At 67.7% G+C, this 16,754-nt stretch carries 14 protein-coding genes and 1 tRNA gene; 10 read left to right on the forward strand and 5 right to left on the reverse strand.

Going from position 1 to position 16,754, the window contains the following annotated elements; genetic code table 11:
* Nucleotides 1-46 precede the first annotated feature (46 nt).
* Entirely contained in the window at nucleotides 47-1,534 is a 1,488-nt protein-coding gene (locus KV381_RS18585) for a PP2C family protein-serine/threonine phosphatase (RefSeq protein ID WP_218785711.1), read from the reverse strand.
* A 649-nt stretch (nucleotides 1,535-2,183) separates the two neighbouring features.
* On the opposite strand from KV381_RS18585, the gene KV381_RS18590 reads away from it, so the two are divergent.
* Together KV381_RS18590 and KV381_RS18595 are read left to right on the forward strand one after the other, a co-directional pair.
* A complete protein-coding gene (locus KV381_RS18590; RefSeq protein WP_030077373.1) occupies nucleotides 2,184-2,927 on the forward strand; it encodes a bifunctional DNA primase/polymerase in 744 nt (247 codons plus the stop codon).
* 447 nt (nucleotides 2,928-3,374) lie between these two features.
* Nucleotides 3,375-3,770, forward strand: coding sequence for a hypothetical protein (locus KV381_RS18595; protein WP_050495482.1), 396 nt, complete (start codon nucleotides 3,375-3,377; stop codon nucleotides 3,768-3,770).
* A 269-nt stretch (nucleotides 3,771-4,039) separates the two neighbouring features.
* On the opposite strand, the gene KV381_RS18600 is transcribed toward KV381_RS18595, so the two are convergent.
* The 3 genes from KV381_RS18600 to KV381_RS18610 form a co-directional block, all read right to left on the reverse strand.
* On the reverse strand, nucleotides 4,040-5,005 hold the full coding sequence (locus KV381_RS18600; protein ID WP_030077376.1) for a DUF5926 family protein: 966 nt from the start codon (nucleotides 5,003-5,005) through the stop codon (nucleotides 4,040-4,042).
* A 116-nt stretch (nucleotides 5,006-5,121) separates the two neighbouring features.
* Nucleotides 5,122-5,787, reverse strand: coding sequence for an ATP-binding protein (locus KV381_RS18605; protein ID WP_078845945.1), 666 nt, complete (start codon nucleotides 5,785-5,787; stop codon nucleotides 5,122-5,124).
* 84 nt (nucleotides 5,788-5,871) lie between these two features.
* Complete coding sequence (locus KV381_RS18610) at nucleotides 5,872-6,714, reverse strand: glycerophosphodiester phosphodiesterase (RefSeq protein WP_030077379.1); 843 nt, start codon at nucleotides 6,712-6,714, stop codon at nucleotides 5,872-5,874.
* Nucleotides 6,715-6,915: 201 nt separating this feature from the next.
* Here KV381_RS18610 and KV381_RS18615 point away from each other — a divergent pair, with 201 nt between their 5' ends.
* Nucleotides 6,916-8,637: a S1C family serine protease gene (locus tag KV381_RS18615; protein WP_218785713.1), complete on the forward strand. Its 1,722-nt coding sequence runs from the start codon at nucleotides 6,916-6,918 to the stop codon at nucleotides 8,635-8,637.
* 85 nt (nucleotides 8,638-8,722) lie between these two features.
* Nucleotides 8,723-8,809: transfer RNA gene (locus KV381_RS18620), tRNA-Ser, on the forward strand.
* A gap of 162 nt (nucleotides 8,810-8,971) precedes the next feature.
* Here KV381_RS18620 and KV381_RS18625 read toward each other — a convergent pair.
* On the reverse strand, nucleotides 8,972-9,727 hold the full coding sequence (locus tag KV381_RS18625; RefSeq protein ID WP_218785715.1) for a GntR family transcriptional regulator: 756 nt from the start codon (nucleotides 9,725-9,727) through the stop codon (nucleotides 8,972-8,974).
* Nucleotides 9,728-9,805: 78 nt separating this feature from the next.
* Between KV381_RS18625 and KV381_RS18630 the strand changes: the two genes are divergently transcribed.
* The 6 genes from KV381_RS18630 to KV381_RS18655 all read left to right on the forward strand — a co-directional run bounded on the left by KV381_RS18630 (nucleotide 9,806) and on the right by KV381_RS18655 (nucleotide 16,431).
* The gene (locus KV381_RS18630) at nucleotides 9,806-10,084 is read left to right on the forward strand and encodes a hypothetical protein (protein WP_069171556.1); all 279 of its coding nucleotides are present in this window, start codon (nucleotides 9,806-9,808) and stop codon (nucleotides 10,082-10,084) included.
* A 526-nt stretch (nucleotides 10,085-10,610) separates the two neighbouring features.
* Nucleotides 10,611-10,835, forward strand: a complete 225-nt coding sequence (locus tag KV381_RS18635) for a hypothetical protein (protein WP_031124591.1) — start codon at nucleotides 10,611-10,613, stop codon at nucleotides 10,833-10,835.
* The gene (locus tag KV381_RS18640; protein ID WP_256995094.1) at nucleotides 10,832-11,644 is read left to right on the forward strand and encodes a GntR family transcriptional regulator; all 813 of its coding nucleotides are present in this window, start codon (nucleotides 10,832-10,834) and stop codon (nucleotides 11,642-11,644) included. Before KV381_RS18635 ends, KV381_RS18640 begins: the two co-directional genes overlap by 4 nt.
* Entirely contained in the window at nucleotides 11,571-11,879 is a 309-nt protein-coding gene (locus KV381_RS18645; protein ID WP_218785717.1) for a hypothetical protein, read from the forward strand. The genes KV381_RS18640 and KV381_RS18645 overlap by 74 nt, the downstream gene beginning before the upstream one ends.
* Before the next feature lie 397 nt (nucleotides 11,880-12,276).
* Nucleotides 12,277-14,199 carry an ATP-dependent endonuclease gene (locus tag KV381_RS18650; protein WP_218785719.1) on the forward strand — a complete coding sequence of 641 codons (1,923 nt, stop codon included), beginning with the start codon at nucleotides 12,277-12,279 and terminating at the stop codon, nucleotides 14,197-14,199.
* Nucleotides 14,200-14,376: 177 nt separating this feature from the next.
* The gene (locus tag KV381_RS18655) at nucleotides 14,377-16,431 is read left to right on the forward strand and encodes a hypothetical protein (protein ID WP_218785721.1); all 2,055 of its coding nucleotides are present in this window, start codon (nucleotides 14,377-14,379) and stop codon (nucleotides 16,429-16,431) included.
* The last annotated feature ends 323 nt before the right edge of the window (nucleotides 16,432-16,754 follow it).

Raw genomic sequence — 16,754 nt, forward strand, 5'->3', positions numbered from 1 at the left:
GACACCGGTGAAGGCGGGCGGTCGAGGGGGTGGCCGAGCCGGTCGGTCAGTCGAAGTGGGCGGCGAGGATCACGACGTCCTCGGCGGAATCGGTCCGGTCGAGGCCGTCGGGGAGCATCGTGCGCAGGACGTGGTCGGCGACGGCCGCCGGATCGTGCCGCCCCGCCTTCGGCACGGAAGCGGCGGCGGAGTGCAGCCGGGCGAAGGCGCGGTCCATCGGGTCCCCGGTGCGGCGCAGCAGCCCGTCCGTGTAGAGCAGCACCGTTTCTCCGGGCGCGGGGCTGAACTCCACGCTCGGCGCCTCCCAGCAGGCGAGCATCCCCAGCGGGGCGGAGAGCGTGGTCTCGACGAACTCGCAGCGCCGCTCGCCCAGCACCAGCGGCGGGGTGTGCCCGGCCCCGGCCAGCACGACCTTGCGGGCGGCGGGCTCGCAGTAGGCGAACAGGGCGGTCGCGGTCCGTGCGGGTTCGGTGAGCCGCAGCAGCAGTTCCAGGTCGGAGAGGACGGCGACGGGGTCCTCGCCCTCCATCACGGCGTACGCCCGCAGACTGGCGCGCAGCCGGCCCATGGCGGCCATGGCGCTCGGTCCGGATCCGCCGACGGAGCCGACGGCGAGACCGAGCGTGCGGTCGGGCAGCGGCAGCGCGTCGTACCAGTCGCCGCCGCCCCGGGGGCCGGTGCGGTGCCGGGCGGCGAGCTGGACGCCGGAGATCCGGGGCAGCCGGCTGGGCAGCAGCTCCTCGGCGACGGCGGCGACGTCCGCGCGGGCCCGCTCCAGCTCGATCAGCCGGGCCAGGTGCTCGGTGGCGTAACGGGCGTAGAGGCCGGCGAGGTGGCGCTGTTTCTGTGCGGGCTCGGCCGGTTCGTCGTAGAGCCAGACGGCCGCGCCGAGACGGCCGGCCGCCTCGGAGGTGAGCGGGAGGGCGTAGCTCGCGGCGTAACCGAGCCGGACGGCGACCTCGCGGTGCCGGGGGTCCAGGTCCTGCTCGCCGAGCAGGTCGGGGCTGGCGACCCCGTCGGTGGTGCCCGGCGCGCCGTCGAGGGCGCGGCCGAGGGCGGTGGCCGGGCGGGGCACGGTCTCGATGTGCCCGAGCTCGGCGTGGGAGAGGCCGAGGCCGAGGGTGGCGGAGGGGCCTTCGCCGTGCGCCGGTTCCAGAACGAGGAGTCCGCGCCGGGCGCCGACGAGGGCGGCTCCGGCGCGCAGCAGCTCGTTCAGGGCGTCGTCAAGGGTGCTCGTACCGGCCAGCCGCTCGGTGAGTTCGTGGAGGGTGGTGAGGTCCGAGACCCAGCCCGCCAGCCGGTCCTGGATGAAGGCTCCGGGCGGTCCCGGGACCTCCGTCAGAGGAGCGGGAGTGTGCGTTGAAACCGGATCCTCTGGATCGATTCCAGCCACTTTCGGCAGGTGTGGGGCGCTCATGGCAGCCAGCTTTCCGACCGGTGCGATTCGTCGAATAGCATCGCAAACCCCCATGTGATTCTGCGCCACTATCAATGCATCCACATGTACACGCACAAGTAACCCGATGTCCAGCATTGTCCCTTCGGGGGCCGGGCGATTCGTGCTCTCCCAGTGTCGGTTAACTTGGCCAAAAAATGCACCCTATGGACGCTATTTGCGATCGACTGGGGCTGCTCAACAGGGGTACCTCCGGGGTCAAGTCGCCGGAGGAGCGTCATTCCGGGCATGCTGGGTACGTAAACGGTGATGCGCGGGTGCGGTTGTGATCGCCAAGGAACCCGGCAGCGGGTTCCGGCGTCCTTACCCGTGAAGGTGACGCCCCGCCCCGGACGGCGGGGTTCCCACCGGGGACGGCGGGCGAGGCACATGCCACCCTCGCCCAGCGACCGCCGGCCCGGCTCGACCCGCTCGGTTCGACCCGCACGACTCCGCCAGGGCAGCACGACCCGCTCGGTCAGTTCGATCCGCTCGGTCCGTTCGACCCCGTTCGGTTCGACTCCGCTCGACTCTGCTCGATTCGGCTCTGTTCCACCCCAGATCTGTTCTTGATCGGTTCTATTCGGATCGGTTCCACTCGGCTCGGCTCGGCTCACGCTCGGTATCGACGGCACGCCCGTACCGCAGAACTGATGAGCACGTACGCACAGCGAAGAGATACGCACGTGGTGTCACGCACGCGTGCTGTCATGTGGACTCGGCGTTCAACGGAAAGGAACGAGCGCTCATGCGCGAGATCCTCGGAAGGCGACGCAGGCTCCGGCTCCGGCGCAAGGAGGGGACCGCCCGGCTCGACGCGGCCCTGACCTGCGCCACCGTATGGCAATGGCCCGTGGTCCCCGGAGTGGGGACGGCGCGGGCCACCCCGGACGGCGAGAGCGGCGGCCTCGGCTGCGCCTGCCCCGAACCCGACTGCGCCGTACCGGGCGCACACCCCTTCGAGCCCGGCCTGCTGGCGGCCACCACGGACGAGCGCATGGTGCGCTGGTGGTGGTCCAACCGCCCCGCCGCGCCGGTGATGCTGGCGACCGGCGGCCGGGCGCCCTGCGCGGTGAGCCTGCCCGCCGTGGCCGCCGCCGGAGCGCTGAGCGCCCTCGACGCCCTCGGCATGCGGCTCGGCCCCGTGGTGGCGACGCCCACCCGATGGTCGCTGCTGGTGGCCCCGTACTCCCTGGAGCGGCTCGGCGAACTGCTGTACGCGAAGGACTGGGTGCCCAGCTCGCTCCGGTTCCACGGCGAGGGCGGCTACCTCGTCCTGCCGCCGTCCCGTACGGGCGCCGGCCAGGTCCGCTGGGAACGGCCGCCCGCACCGCTCGGCGCCTCCGCCGCCGCCCCGGTGTCCCGAAGGCGGACGAAGGGCGAGGCCCCGGCGGCCGCGGCGCCCTGGCTCCCGGACGTCGAAGCGGTCCTGGACGCCCTGGTCGAGGCGAGCACCGGCGCCCCGGGCGGCGGCAGCCGGCTCGCCCACTGACGCCACGGGACCGGAAGGGCGCATGTTCGCGAAAGGGCGGGTGTCCGGCTCACTCGAACGGGTGTGAGCCGGACCGGATCTGCGGTAAACGGGTGCCGGGCGGCCCGGCGGCGCGCATTCCGTCGATATCGTCGCCCCGTCCTCGGGAATTCCGCGCAGTCGCCAGGTGGGGCCACCATGAATCTCCGCATGATCGGTCTCACGGCAGCCGTGGTGTTCGGGTGTCTCGTCCCGCTGGTCGCTTCCGCGGATCCCGCCGTCGACCCGACCCCTGCCCCGGCCTTTGGCTCGATCTTTGACGCGGCCTCCGATCCGTCCGGTGAACCGGCCGACGCGAAATCTTCTGGCGGATCGCCAGAAATGCTCAGGCCAAAGGTTTCTGATGAACTATCCGGCGAAGGCGCTGCCGACGCACATTCTTCGACCTTGCCGAAATCGCCATCGAGAATGAGCACGGAAGCCGGTTCCCTGCCCGAGTTTGACCGTACGGGTGCGGTGGCGCGGTGCGGCCCCGAGCTGGTCGCACCGGAGGGCGTCGAGGCGCAGACCTGTGTGATGACCCAGGACGGCGAGACCTGGGCACGTACGTACTACCGGAACGCGACCGGTGAGGAACTCCGGTCCGTGCTCACGCTGATGGGCCCGGCCGGACGGACCGTCGAGCTGCACTGCGCGCCGGCCGCGCACGACGAACCCGGCCTCTGCGAGACGCCGCGCATCCCCTCCCCGGGCGCGTCCCGGTCCACCACGGCGGTCGCGGAGTTCCTGGGCGCGGGGCCGGTGGACGAGGCGCCGCTGCTGCTCCGCGCCGGATCCGAGAGGGCGCCGGGCGCCGAGGACTGACCGGGGCCGGTCAACCGACCGGAGTGGGCCAAGAGGGGGCGAGAGGGGCGTACGGTCGCCGCGCCCGGGAGTGTCACAGGGCGGGCCGCAGCCGGAAACGAGGACGCCCGGTCGCTGGCGACGGGGGATGCACCAGCGACCGGGCTTCTAGAACCGTAACAAGAGATCTGCCGTTCGCAAATTCGATCTCGCCTGTAGGGACGCCGATTTACTTACGAGTACGGCGAGTTGTGACGCGGGTCACCGTCTGCGGCGCCCGGTCGTCACGGTCAGCTGAGGGTCACCTGGCGGTTGGTGAGACCGCCCCGGGCACGGCGTTCCTCGGCGGTGAGCGGGGCGTCGGACGCGAGCGCCGCCGCCAGTCGCTCGGCGAACGCGACGGCGGGCTTCTCGCACGCCTCGGCGCCCATCGAGCTCGGCAGGTCCCAGACGGGGACGACGAGCCCGTGCGCCCGGAACGAGCCGACCAGACGGGTGTCGTCGCCGAGCGAGGAGGTGCCCGCGGCGTGCAGCCGGGCGAGCGCGTCGAGGAGCTGCTCCTCGGGGTGCGGCATGACCCAGCGCAGGTGGTTCTTCTCCGGGGTCTCGCACCAGTACGCGGCGTCGACGCCGGACAGCAGGGTCGTCGGGATCGCGGCGGCGTTCGCGCGCTCCAACGACGCGGACACCTCCGGCGTGGCGTTCTCCGCGTCCGGCACCCAGAACTCGAACCCGGAGTGCACGTCCGGCTCGAAGGCGGCGTCCGGGGCGAGGAGGTCCTGGAGGCGCGGACCGTCGGCCGGTACGCGGCGGGCGGCGACCGGGGAGCCGGGCTCGGCCTCCAGGGCGCGCTGGAGGGTGTCCGCGAGGTCGCGGCTGAGGTCACCGGAGGAGGTGTCGTTCTGCAGGGCGAGCAGGACGGAACCGTCGTCGCGGCGCAGCGCGGGCCAGGCCATCGGCAGAACCGTGGCGAGCGTCACCGACGGAACTCCCTCGGGCAGCCCGTCCTTGAGGGTCAGCTCGACCGTGGCGGCGGGCACCAGCTCGCGCAGCGCGACCCAGTCGCACTCGCCCGCGAGTCCCTCGAAGGGGCGGTGCACGAGCTCGGTCACGGCCTGGGCGGCGGCGCGTCCGTGACACGCCTTGTAACGACGGCCCGATCCGCACGGGCAGGGCTCACGGGCCCCGACGACCGGGATCTCACCGTCCTTGAGCTGCTGCTTCCCGGCCTTGGACTGAGGGCGCTTCTTGGCCATGGTGGGCATTCTCCCGATTGCGACAGTGCGGACTCGGCGCGAGCCTAGCCGCCCGGGGAGCCCTGCCCCGCCCACGCAGGCGCACAGCCCCGTGCGCTCCGGCCGTGCTCCGGCTCTCAGCCCACGTCGTCGAAGGCCTCGGAGAAGTCCAGGCCCTCGAACCCGGTGAGCCCGCCGACCCCGTTCGCCCGCACGCCGTTGGCTTCGGAGCCGCTTCCCTCGCTGCTGCCGTTGCCGCCGCCGATGCCGGGCGGCTTCTTCGCGGAGACCAGGGCCCAGACGGTGACTTCGCCGGAGGAGTCGTCCCGTACGCCCCACTCCTGGGCCAGGGCGCTGATGATGTTGAGCCCCCGGCCGCCGCGTGCCGTCACCGAAGGGGTGGCCGGAACCGGTCGGGTCGGGCCGCCGCCGTCCGTGACCTCCACGGTGAGCGCGCCGCCGGTGTCCACCCGCCAGGCGGCGCGGATGTCCCCGTCGCCGACGTCGGTCTGCCGGCCGAGCGGCCTGCCGTGCCGGCAGGCGTTGCTGAGAAGTTCGGAAAGGATCAGAACAGCGTCGTCGACGACCGCGTCCGACACCCCGTTGCCGCGCAACTGCTCACGCATCCGGTGTCGTGCCTGCCCCACGCCGGCAGGGCCATGAGGAATGGCCATGCTCGACGACGCGGGCACCTCTTGTGCCACCACCAACGCCACCCCCGAGACCTCCTTTGCCCCACGCCACGGGTTGGATGCCCCACTGGGCTGGACCGGAAACCGGCCAAGGCGCTGCCGGTGACGCACTCGTAACGATCGGACGCGCAGCGAATGCGCCGGTGCACACCCCGTAACGGCCGAGGTCGGAGGCCTGGCAGGTCCTTATCCGTACTAAATGCGGCCGAGTTGGGACAGAACCTGCTTCGGGCGGTTGGTGATGATCGCCTCCACGCCGAGTTCGGCGCACAGCTCGACGTCGGCCGGTTCGTTCACGGTCCACACGTGCACCCGGTGCCCCGCCCGGTGCAGCCGCTCGATGTATCCGGGGTGGCTGCGCACGATCCGCATGCCGGGCCCCGCGATCCGGGCCCCGGCGGGCAGCCGCCCGTCGCGCATCCGGGGCGAGACGAACTGCATCAGATAGACCGTGGGCAGCGTGGGCGCGGCCGCCTGGACGCGGTGGAGCGAGCGGGCGGAGAAGCTCATGACGCGGATGGGCGAGGGGGAGGGGTCCTCGGCGGGCGGATCGGCCAGCCCGAAGCGGTTCAGCAGCTGCAGCAGCCGCTCCTCGACCTGTCCGGCCCAGCGGGTGGGGTGCTTCGTCTCGATGGCCAGCTGCAGCTGCCGCCCGGTGGCCCGTACCTCGGTGAAGAGCTCCAGCAGCCGTTCCAGGGTGAGTACGGAGGTGAGCTCGCCCGGCACCGGATCCCAGTCGGGCGACTCCTCGCGGTCCTTCCAGGAGCCGAAGTCGAGGGCGGCGAGGTCGGCGAGCTCCAGGGCCGACACGGCGCCGCGCCCGTTGGACGTACGGTTCACCCGCCGGTCGTGGACGCAGACGAGCTGGCCGTCGGCGGTGAGCCGGACATCGCACTCCAAGGCGTCGGCACCGTCCTCGATCGCCTTGCGATAGGCGGCCAGGGTGTGCTCGGGGGCGTCCTCGGAGGCTCCGCGGTGGGCGATGACCTGGATGGAGGTGTGCGCGCTGCGCTGCCGTGCGTGGGTCACCCGCGCCATGGTGTCACCGCCGCGGGGGTGGCTGAGCACATGTCACCCTGGAGGTCTGTTTTGTCGGATGTAAAGATTGGTGTGCGGATGCACAGGTCCTGCTTACAGTGGCCCGACGTGTTGTGGGAAAAGCTGACCGCAGACACGTGCACAGCGGATTTCTTGCCGAACGCCGACTGGATGCCGAGTGGAACCGAGGAGTAAAGAGCTGTGAGCACCGAGAACGAGGGCAACGAGGACCACGCGGTACCGGCCGTGCCGTCCGTTCCGTCAGCACCTCCCGTGCCGGCCGACACTCCTGAACCGGCGACCGGCGGAGCCACACCGCCGGCGGCCCAGGCCCCGGCCGCAGCCCAGGACGCCACGCACGGAACGGCACCTGAGACGGCGCCCGAACCCGCTGACCCCGTGCAGGACACCGCGCGCCTTCCCGTGCACGAGACCGGCGCGCCGGAGACCACCCCGCACGCCCCCGGCGCCCCGGCGCATGCCGAAGCGCCGCGCCACAACCCCACGCACCAGGGCGCTCCGGCCGCACCCGCGTACGGCCAGGCCGCGCAGCCGTCCCCGCCGCCGCAGCCGCCCCAGCACTCCCCTTACGGCGCGCCGTCCGAACTCCCCGCAGGCGCGGCCTCCTGGCCCCCGCCCCCGCCCGCGGTCCCGTCGTACGCCGGCGGGAACACCGGTCACGCGTCTAATCACGCGTCCGGTCACGCGTCCGGCGGTATCGGCAACGGCAGCGGTCACGGCCCGGTCTGGGGCGCTCCGGTCCCGCCCGGCACGGATGATCCCGCGGGCGGCAAGAACGGCAAGAGCCGGGCCGGCGGTCTGGTGGCGGCCGTGGCCGTGGCCGCGCTCGTCGCGGGCGGCATCGGCGGCGCCCTCGGCTACTGGGCGGCCGACCGCAACGACAACGGCTCCTCCGGCAACTCGACGACCATCTCGGCGTCGGACACCCCGAGGGACCTGAAGCGCCCGGCGGGCACGGTGGCCGGGGTCGCGGCGAAGGCGCTCCCCAGTGTGGTCACCATCGACGCGCAGGGCGGCGACGGCGAGGGCGGCACGGGCACCGGCTTCGTGTACGACAAGGAAGGCCACATCCTCACCAACAACCACGTGGTGGCCTCCGCCGCGGAGTCCGGCGAACTGTCGGCGACCTTCTCCGACGGCAAGAAGTACGCCGCCGAGGTGGTCGGCCGGGCGCAGGGCTACGACGTGGCGGTCCTGAAGCTGAAGAACCCGCCCGCGGGCCTGACGCCCCTCCCGCTCGGCAACTCGGAGAGCGTGGCGGTCGGCGACTCGACGATCGCGATCGGCGCGCCCTTCGGCCTGTCCAACACGGTCACCACGGGCATCATCAGCGCGAAGAACCGCCCGGTGGCCTCCGGAGACGGCCAGAGCAACAAGAACTCCTACATGAGCGCCCTGCAGACCGACGCCTCGATCAACCCGGGCAACTCCGGCGGCCCGCTGCTGGACGCGACGGGCGCGGTCATCGGCATCAACTCCGCGATCCAGTCGACCGGCGGCGGCCTCGGCCAGTCCCAGGCCGGCTCCATCGGCCTCGGCTTCGCGATCCCGATCAACCAGGCCAAGAACGTCGCCGAGCAGCTGATCAAGACAGGCAAGCCGGTCTACCCGGTGATCGGCGCGACGGTGACGATGGAGGAGAAGACGGGCGGCGCGGCCATCTCCGCCGAGGGCGCGGGCGGCACCCCCGCCGTCACCCCGGACGGCCCGGCGGCCAAGGCGGGCCTCAAGGCGGGCGACGTGATCACGAAGTTCAACGACACCGTGATCGACAGCGGCCCGACCCTGATCGGCGAGATCTGGACCCGCAAGCCGGGCGAGAAGGTCACCCTGACGTACGAGCGCGACGGCAAGACGGCCACGGCCGAAGTCACCCTGGGCCAGCGCGAGGGCGACAGCTGACCGGCTAGGCTGTCCCACGCGTCGACCGGCCCCACCCGGGCCTGACGGCCCATCGGCTTGCACAGCGACGGGGCCGCCGACGCGGGGTGGGTTGCCCGAGCGGCCTAAGGGAACGGTCTTGAAAACCGTCGTGGCAGCGATGTCACCGTGGGTTCAAATCCCACACCCACCGCAGGCGAGAGGCCCCTGACCAGTACGTATGGTCGGGGGCCTCTGCCATGCCCGCTTCCCGCCGGGCACCGCTGTTCCCCCTGGTTTCCTGCTCTGTCGGGCACGGAAGGGGCACGCAGGGGGCACGGCTGAGCCACGGCTTTGGAGCTGCCGGGACAGCTCGTCAGCGGTTGATCGGGATCTCGTAGACGATCTCGCAGTGCGCTGCGGGCACCACGATGTCCGCTGTCTCCACGGGTCGGCCGTCGTCGCTGTAGTAGGTCCGCCGGATGTGCGTCACGAGCGCGGCTTTCTGGATACCGAGTAGCGACGCTTCCTCGGCGGTCGCGTGCCTCGGTTCGGGCTGCTCCACCGCGTGGCTGATGGTGACTCCGATCTCGGCCATGCGGTTCACGACCCCGGCCCCCGCGTGGGGCCCTCCCTCGGGGAGAACGACGAGAGTGCCGCCAGTGACGGCGTACGGCTCCCAACTCGTCGACAACTGAACCGGCTTCCCGTCCGCCAGGAACTCGTACGTCGTCCGCACGCAGAGCTCGCCCTCGGCGATCCCCAGCCGCGTCGCGATCTCCGCCGGGGCCGGCACCTTCGCGTCGGTCCGGCTCTCCCAGTCGCTCTGTAGGCGAAGGGCCTTCATGTCCTGGCGGAACGGGGACCCGCTGGGCTGCTCACGTGCCGACGACCGGACGACTCTCACGCGCTCCCGAGGCTCGGCGACGTAGGTGCCCGATCCGGCCCGGCCTTCCAGCACGCCTTGGGAGATCAGCAACTCCTGGGCTCTGCGCACCACATTCTCGCCCACGCCGCACTCCTGGCCGATCTGGGCGCGGGACGGGAGGCGGTCACCCGGTTCCCAGACGTGCTCCGCGATGCGCTGCCGGAGTTCGTCGGCGATGCGGAGGTACGGCGGTTGCTCAGACATATGGAAAATCTAGTCCACTAGCTCTAATCTAGTTAACTAGCTTCACTGAAAGTGATCGCTGGCAACGGAGGGTGCGCTGTGTCCGCTTCGGAAGTCACCGCGGCGGCCATCGCCGCCCGCTTGTCTGCCGCTGGCCTCCGCCCGCGCGTGGAGGAGGACACCCAGTTCACGACGGTCGAGGCAGAAGTACCGGACACGCTCTCCGCCGACTCATGGCGGGAGGTCCTGGACGCGGTGGCCGATGCCGATCGATTCGGGCTCGTGGCCACCAGCTTGAACGGCCGCACCTTATGGGCGGTCGTACGTAAAACGGTCCCCACGACAGGCGACGTCGGGGGACCGGGCTATCAGCGATAGGAGCTGAACAGCATGTTCAACCGTATCCGCCAAGCCATCGCGCGCACCAGAGCGCGGTGCTTCCCTAACGGTCGGCACCGCCGCGTCTTAACGCCCGTCCGGCCGCTGGCCCCTCTCACCTGCCCCGCGCCCGCTGGCGCTTCAACCGTCGCCATGGGGCGAGCTCTGGTCGGCACGGTCCACCGTTACCCGCTGAGGGGAGAGGACGTCGCGCTTGTCCGTCCGTACCTGCTGGCGTGGGAAGAGCAGCGTGCACGGACGCGCACGGTGCTCGTCGCGCCGCACCTGCCGGCCGATGCATGGTCGGCCCTCGCGGGGGCCCACTGATGCCTCCTCGCCGAGAATCGCACCCGACGGGCACGACTTCCGTCCCCTACCGCTCGATCGCCTGCTGGATTGGCACGCACCACTCCTGCATCGAGCCGTCCCCGCCTGCGACGAGGGACGACGTGCCGGTGATCTACGAGGAGTGCATCTGCCCGTGCCACTCGACCCCCGACCTGTCTGCGTCCGTGCAGGTGGTGGCATGAGGGTCCCAGCCCCCGGCGGCGCGCTGGTCTCTTCCGTCGAGGTCACTGCGGCCACCGTGCAGCGCGGTGACATCATCGAACTTGGCGGCCAGGCCTGCCGAGTGAGCGACCTCTTTCAGCTCCCTCAAGGGGCTAAGCAACTGGTCTTCGAGTCGGGCGAACTGCTGGCCATACACGCCCGTACCCGGCTCATCGCCCTGCGACTGCTGAGAAGGCGGTGACCGGCTCCGTGCACCGACGCCATCACGACATCGCCGACGACCTACGCCACCAGATCACGACGGGCAGCATCAAGCCTGGCGAACGCCTCCCATCCGAAGCCGGCCTGGCCGCCCGGTACAGGGTCAGCACGGTGACCTTGCGACGTGCTCTCGCCGTGCTCCAAGGCGAAGGACTCGTCGAGAAGATCCACGGCAAGGGCAACTACGTCCGTCACCCCCGCCGCAAGATCACGTACGTCGGCGGCTGGGGCACGCTCGACCCCTGGACCGCCGCTGAGCCAGCGTGGCGCATCACGGTTCGCAGCACGACGGTTCCGGCCTCTGTGCACCTGACGACGTTGCTGAAGGTGCCAACGGGCAGCCCCCTCGCGGAGTACACCTGCCTCAGCCTCGAACAAGGGTCACCGCACGGCCTGGCCCGCATCTACATCCCGCGCGACCTGGCCCCGGCCGGAGTCCTCGACGACGACTCCGTGTCCCGGGAGGCAGCCACGCGATTCGCCGTCCTCGGCCCGTCGCCGGCCACCATCCGAGAGACGGTCTCCGCCCGCTCTCCCACCTCAGACGAAGCGTCGACCCTCCGCATCGGAAACAACATGGCCGTTCTCGCGATCACGCGCATCGCCACCGACGCCAACGGTCGCGTCGTTGAGGCCGCGCTCCTGGCCTTTCCGGGAGACCGAGTCGACGCCGTCTTCACCGCCCACCACATGCTCAACGAGAGGCCACCCAACGATGACAACACCGAACGAACTTCGGCTCCTCCCGTGGTCTGGCCCGGGGGACAAGCCCTGCTACCTGAGCACTGACGACTCGGACGGCTACATGTCCCGCCTCGCGGACAACATCGAGGCGATCCAACTCGGCACGGCGAGCGCACTGTTGGAAGAAGCCTCAGAGGCTCTCGACAACCAGGGGACGTCACTCGACGACATGCGGTGCCTGGTCAAAGAGCTGACCGGGGCACTGCGGGACATCTTCCGCATCGCAACGAGCCGCGGTCACCTCCTAGCCGCGAGCGATCCGCGTGAGTCCGCCTATTGATCTACGGCTCCGCCGACCTGCACGGCAAGAGAGGCCCATGGCTCCGACCAGATCAGGTGCCATGGGCCTCTGGCTTTGCCTACTGACTTCCGTCGACCTTGGACGGCCCGAGGGCCGGGTTCATCGGCAGCCTCACTGCTATTCCCCGTTGGCCCCTGCCGGAGCAGGCACGCGTTTGGCACGCCCCCGTGACCACGGGGCCGGGGGCCGCGCGCGGGGAACGCAGGCCTTCTTTGGCTGAGAGACGCCGTCGCTACTACCCTATTTTTGAACATATGTGCGGAAAGATCGCTCACCTTGGAGAAGTGGCTGATGAGCAGTCAGGCCCGCTGCTAGCGTCACGGTCGACGCATGGGCACCCATACGCCCCGCCCGCACCTCAACGCACAGGACGACCGTGAAGATCAAACGTGTTCGCATTGAGAACTTCTGCTGCCTGCACAAGGTGGACGTGTCCTTCGAAGACATCACCTCTTTCATCGGACCGACGGGAGTCGGTAAGTCCACTGTGCTGCGGGCGCTTGACTGGTTCTTCAACGGCGAAAAGGGCGTTGCCCTGAGCGACGACGATGTCCACTCTGCGGCTCAGGAGGACCGAATCTCCGTGGAGGTGGAGTTCGACAGGCTTACAGATCACGATCGCCAGACTCTCGGACGGTACGCGCCCGACGGAACAGCGAGCGTGAGTATCTGGCGGACTTGGCGGAACGGTGAGGACAAGATCACGGGCAAGGCGCTTGCATACGGGCCGTTCGAGGAGGTTCGCAAGAACGAGAAGGCCATGGAGCTGCGCCGAGCCTACGACCAGTTGAAGGACAGTGATCCAAGCCTGAGCCTGCCATCCGCAGGCACCAAGGAGAAGGTCCTGGACGCGATGCGGGCCTGGGAGTTGGCCAACCGTGATCGCCTCACCGAAGCGGAAGTCGAGGACACACATTTCTTCGGCTTCGCCGGACAGAGCAGGCTCAACCAACTGATCGACTTCGTCTTCGTCTCCGCTGACCTGCGGGCGTACGAGGAGGCCGATGACCAGAAGGCGACGGCGCTTGGCCGCATCCTTGATCACGCTGTGGACCGCTCGCACGTGAATAGGGAGCTCGGAGAGATCGAGGAGAACGCCCATTTGGCGCGGCAGGAGGTGCATAGCAAGGTGTACGGCCCTGTGCTAAACGAGGTATCGGTCGCGCTCTCCGCAGAGGTCGCTAAGTTCACCACCGGGCGTGAGGTTGTCGTGACCCCCACGGTACTGGCGCCGAGGCCGGCTCGAACCACCTTCCAAGTGAGCATCCGGGACGGTGCTGCTCATACCTCCGTGCACCGGCAGGGGCATGGCTTCCAACGCGCCCTGATCATCGCGGCGCTGAAGTATCTGGCCGACCGCAGGCGTCCGGCCGACGGCATGCGGACGCTGTGCCTGGCCATTGAGGAGCCCGAGTTGTTCCAGCACCCCCCACAAGCGCGGACTTTCGCAAAGGTGCTCCGCGAGTTGGTCGCTACCTCACCGCAGGCGCGTACTCAGGTTATGTATGCCACCCACAATCCGGTGTTCATCGATCCGAAGGGCTACCACCAGATTCGGCGCCTCTGTCGAGCTGTCGGTGAAGAGCATCCCGTCACAGAGGTGTGGCAGGCCACTGAGGAGAACCTGTGCCAAGTCCTGGACGGGCTTGTCGATAGGAAGGTGATCAGGAGCAGGACCGAGGGCACTTTGGGAGGCGCGCTTGCTGAGGGGTTTTTTGCCCATGTGGTGGTCTTGGTCGAGGGGCGCGGGGATGAGGGAGTGATCATCGGTTGTGCGGATCGGTCCAGAGTCAACCTGGGTGCGGACGGCATCAGCATCATCGAGGTCACTGGCAAGGACAACCTCATGATCTCCGACGCGCTCTTCAGCGCCCTGGGAGTGCCTTGCTACGTAGTGTTCGACGGTGATGCTGGCATGGAGGAGCGCAAGCGGGAGTCGGTGCGTCACCTCGATTTTGCGCAACGCCAGCAGAAGGAGGAGGAGTTCGAGCGTCAGGCGCGGGCAAACCGGACGAAGAACGCGAATCTTCTACAGTACCTGGGTGCGACGCCGAATCCTCAGCCCGCCGATGACTCGACGGGCCGGTATACCGTCTTCGAAGACACCCTGGAGACCCACCTGCGCTGGCACTGGCCGACCTGGGAAGAGCGCAGGCAGGAGCTTGTCCGCGCCGGCGAAGGCCCGGACGGGAAGAACGCCGCAACGTATCTGGAGACCACCCGGACCGTTGCGGCGGAGCCCCCGTACCTGCTGCACGCCTTGCTTGAAAATGTCCGATACCTGGCTCGGCGGCAGTAGTGGCATGCGCTCTCTTGAATCCGGCGGCCAACTGTTGTCGGTACGTCTGTCGCTCCGTTGACTGACGGGGGTTGAAGACGGCGGCCCATGCAGCCGGGCAAGATGTCACTCTCCCCCCATCCTGCTCGGCTGACCGCTAGTATTTGCGTTAACTTGCCAATTTGAGGGGTGGAGTTCATGAACAGCGTATTTTCGTTCGCAGATTTCCTTGAAGTTTTGCCTGACGGCAATTTCACTGGGCAGGGGTCTACGGCCTTTAGAATCTCAAGCCCTCAGGCCACTTTTGTCCCTCCGAATTTGGAGATACTGGATTCTTGTGAAGCTCCGCTGATTACGCTCGTTTCCGCAAGGGGTGCGACAGGTAAGTCCTGTTTGGCTAAACAGGTGTCGGCGCTCAAGCAGGTTCCTCTGTGGCTGCTGAATGAGGATATGGCCGTCAGTGGCGATGCGCTTCGGGCTCGACTGCGTGACTATACAGGAAATTCATATGGCCTTAATTTGCTAAGTAAGGATCCGGGGTCGTTTATTCTTATCGATGCACTCGATGAAGCGCGCATGAGAGTCTCGGGAGCCTCATGGTACGAATACGTGCAGACGCTTTTCGCTGCTTCAGAGGAAAGTCACTCGCTGGTTCTCTTTGGTCGCGAGCGAGTGCTGGAGGACATTTGGGCCAACTTCCCAGGGAGCAGCGCCAATTGGTATGAGATTTCTCATTTTGATTCGGATCAGCGCACAAAGTATATTGACCTCTATGTGGGGGAAGCGCAGTCGAAGGAGAGCGAGACCTATCTCGACGCCAGGGACACGGTGATCAAAGCTCTTTCTGGAGCCGTCGAGGGGAGTCAGGCGGACTCTTTTATTGGTTACGCTCCCGTCCTTTATGCTGTTGCTCTTCTTCTCAAAAAGGGTAATTTGCTGAAAATTCGGAACTCCTTTTTGCCTGAAGTGGGCAATGAGCGGAGAATTCGAGTATTGGGTGAGATTATCGAACAACTCCTGAAGCGTGAACAGGAGAAAACTCAAAAGCTAGCTCAGCAACTCGGGGTGGCACCGAGCAAGGTGTACACACCTGTGGAGCAGATTGACTGGCTCGCCCACTACCTCTTGGGCGCGGAGGCTCCCGAACTCGCATGGTGCTCCGATGCTTTGAAGGGCGAGTATAAGAGCAAAATTCGCGAATTCATCGATGATCACCCGTTCCGGAGCGAAAGCCGATGGGCTAATCCTGTCTTCTCTGCCTACATTGCAGCAGAGCGTTTTGATCGAATCGAGGTTCGAGAGAAGCTGCAAAATGTAGGGCTTTCTACCGGACTGCTCTTTGAGTTCATTTCCGCAAAAGAAGACGACATCGTGGTGGACGAGTGGCAGTTCGCCGCGCTCCATGCGTCGCTTATGGCATCTGAGCGTCATGACGTAGAAGTTTCGGTCAGCGTGTCGGGTGGTGAACCTACTGCTGAACCTGATAGCGACGTTCTGCAGATGCAAGGAGAACTTACCCTCTGGGAGAGTTCTGGCAGCCGTAATAGCGTCCGCGTTGACGTGTTGCTAGACAAGGAGGGGATTGTTGATCTAAAGGGTCCATTGGCCTCACTTTCCCTGACATTCCCCGGAGTGGTGACGGTAAGGCCCAGTTCTGGGTCTGCAAATTTTGGCCCCGACTGCTTCATTCGGTGCACAGACCTTCGTGTGTCGGGAGACAGTGTCCAAATCTCCCTGCGCCCAAACGGAACGGTAGGTAGCCTCCAGGATGGTGGCGCCAGCGTAACTTTTGAGCTTACGGGTAATCTTTTGTGCGAGGCGCAACTGGCTGGTGACCCTCCGGCGGAGAGTTTTGAGGTTTTGGTTCCGGCAGGCCGCAGAATTGGATACCCATGGTTCCCCTATCAGAAGCCCATGGAGCTTCCAAGTGTGGAGCCGAACGAGCGTGCAACCCGCTTCATCAAGATGCTGATGAACCTTCTTCGAAACCATGGGCACAAGGGAACTCCTGCGGTCTTCGACAAGAAACTTGAGGGGCGACAGTCCATTAAGGGGGACGAATTCAGACGTGTCATCTCGGTGCTACAAAAGCAGGGTGTTGTTTCACTCGATGGTCCGATGATCCACCTTACCCACCAGTGGATGCCCAATCGATTTTCCGGCAAGAAGAGGGAGGGCGTCCAGACCTTTGAGGACAAGCGTGAGGTCTGGATGCCGATTGCCGAGGCTATCGCAGGGGTAATGCGGCGATAAGCGGCGCTACAGGTGGGTGGAGCGGCTTTGGGGTGGCGCTGCTTTGGCGCGAGTGATCATGGCCCCGTAAGCTTTCGGCGCGTCGGGCAGTCTGTGGACCTGCCCGGTAAAGCACGACGTTGGGGCCATGATCTTCGAGGCTCGCGCCAAAGTGGCTCCGTAAAGCCGCGGAGCCGACCGCCCCAGCCCCGACGTACCCCTTCTCTGGCATCAGGCGGCTGCATGCTTTGAGCGCGGCACGGGCGTCGACCGGGCTGGAGCGGGGCGGAGACAGGAGCGCAGGCCCGGACGAGGGCCGGGCCGCGGGCGGGGAGCGGAGCGAG

Origin of the sequence: Streptomyces sp. WY228 (assembly GCF_019287315.1) — a bacterium.
GTDB classification, from domain to species: domain Bacteria; phylum Actinomycetota; class Actinomycetes; order Streptomycetales; family Streptomycetaceae; genus Streptomyces; species Streptomyces caviscabies.

Coding starts and splice junctions, on each gene's coding strand:
- KV381_RS18585 (WP_218785711.1), bottom strand. CDS start 1,534: ATGCTGGACATCGGGTTACTTGTGCGTGTACATGTGGATGCATTGATA.
- KV381_RS18610 (WP_030077379.1), bottom strand. CDS start 6,714: ATGGCGCGGGTGACCCACGCACGGCAGCGCAGCGCGCACACCTCCATC.
- KV381_RS18595 (WP_050495482.1), top strand. CDS start 3,375: ATGAGCACGGAAGCCGGTTCCCTGCCCGAGTTTGACCGTACGGGTGCG.
- KV381_RS18645 (WP_218785717.1), top strand. CDS start 11,571: ATGACAACACCGAACGAACTTCGGCTCCTCCCGTGGTCTGGCCCGGGG.
- KV381_RS18600 (WP_030077376.1), bottom strand. CDS start 5,005: ATGGCCAAGAAGCGCCCTCAGTCCAAGGCCGGGAAGCAGCAGCTCAAG.
- KV381_RS18655 (WP_218785721.1), top strand. CDS start 14,377: ATGAACAGCGTATTTTCGTTCGCAGATTTCCTTGAAGTTTTGCCTGAC.
- KV381_RS18590 (WP_030077373.1), top strand. CDS start 2,184: ATGCGCGAGATCCTCGGAAGGCGACGCAGGCTCCGGCTCCGGCGCAAG.
- KV381_RS18625 (WP_218785715.1), bottom strand. CDS start 9,727: ATGTCTGAGCAACCGCCGTACCTCCGCATCGCCGACGAACTCCGGCAG.
- KV381_RS18635 (WP_031124591.1), top strand. CDS start 10,611: ATGAGGGTCCCAGCCCCCGGCGGCGCGCTGGTCTCTTCCGTCGAGGTC.